Annotated in this window: 1 protein-coding gene; it reads right to left on the bottom strand. The window is 68.5% G+C overall.

Going from position 1 to position 1365, the window contains the following annotated elements; all coding sequences use genetic code 11:
- Positions 1-39: 39 nt before the first annotated feature.
- Positions 40-1292 (bottom strand): IS3 family transposase gene (locus ACWDX9_RS63345; protein WP_449973458.1). Its coding sequence is split into 2 segments (ribosomal slippage): positions 40-950 and positions 950-1292, totalling 1254 coding nucleotides; the frame shifts between segments, so codons are not numbered across the junction.
- Between the last annotated feature and the right edge of the window lie 73 nt (positions 1293-1365).

Genomic DNA, 1365 nt, shown 5'->3' with positions numbered 1-1365 from the left:
GGGCCTTCCCCCACGGAAGTGGACACGCGTTGGGGTGTGTCATGCGGCCAGTGTCAGGCTAATCGATCTTTGCTGGTGTAGGTGCTCGTAGGAGACGGGACTGAGGTGCCCGTTGGCCGAATGCCTTCTGCGGGTGTTGTAGCGGGTCAGCCACCGAAAGACCGCGCTTCGGCAGGTGGCGGCGGCGCCGTAGTGGGCTGCGCCCTGGAGAGTCTCGCGTTTGAGGGAGGCGTGGAAGCTCTCGCAGGCGGCGTTGTCGGCGCTGGTCCCGACGGCTCCCATGGACTGGGTGACGCCCAGCCGGCGACACACAGCGGCGTAGTCCTTGGAGGTGTATTGCGCCCCGTGATCGCTGTGAAACACCGAGCCGGCCAGGCCGCCCCGGGTCGCCGCGGCCATCGTCAGCGCGTCGGCGACCAGGCCGGTGCGCATGTGATTGGCGATCGACCAGCCCACCACCCGGCGGCTGAAACAGTCCAGCACGGTCGCCAGGTAGAGGAAGTCGCCGTCGCCGAGCGGGAGATAGGTGATGTCGCCCATGTACTTCCTGCCCGGCTCGCCGGCGGTGAAGTCCCGCTGGAACAGGTCCGGCACCGGTGTGGCGGCCGGCTCGGGGATGGTGGTGCGCACGCGTCGGCGTAAGCGGGTCCCGACGATGGCGAACGTCCGCATCACCCGCGCGACGCGTTTCTCGTTGATCGTCATGCCCTGGTCGCGGAGTTCGGCGGTGATACGCGGGGACCCGTAGGTGCCGTCGAATTCGGTGTGCACCGCGCGGATCTGTTCGGCCAGGGCCGCGTCGGCGGCCTGTCGCGCGGCCCGGGTTCCGGCACCGGCGCGCCACTTGTAGTAGCTGGCCCGGTTGAGGCCGATCACCTGGCACAACCGCTTCACCCCGAAGGTGTCCCGGTGATCGTCAACGAACTGGAAGCGGTTCACCAGTGCGTCTCCCCGGCGAAATATTTGGCCGCTTTGCGAAGAATGTCGCGTTCGGTGGTGAGCTTCTTCTCGCTGGCCTCCAGCTCACGCACGCGGGCTTCCAGCTGCCGGATCCGCTCCGCGGCTTCGTCGCCCGCCCCAGCGGGCTGCCGGGTGCGCCCGGTATCCGGGCTGGCCGGCGGCTCGACCGGCCCCTCGCCGCGCAGGGCGCGCGCCCGCAGCACCCACGCGCGCAGGCTGCCCCGGCTCACGCCCAGATCGGCGGCGATGCCTTTGTAGGTCGCGCCCGGGGTGGACTCGTACAAGGCCACGGCATCGGCCTTGAACTCCTCCGAGTAGTCCTTCAACGCCATCGGCGGTCTTCTCGCTTCCTCCAGATCAAGCAAGATCCAGTATCAGCGTGTCCACTAACCAGGGGGAAGTGCC

Source organism: Nonomuraea sp. NPDC003201, from assembly GCF_053590415.1.
The sequence above is the reverse complement of the archived record's forward strand: the minus strand, read 5'-3'. Positions and strand labels throughout refer to the sequence as shown.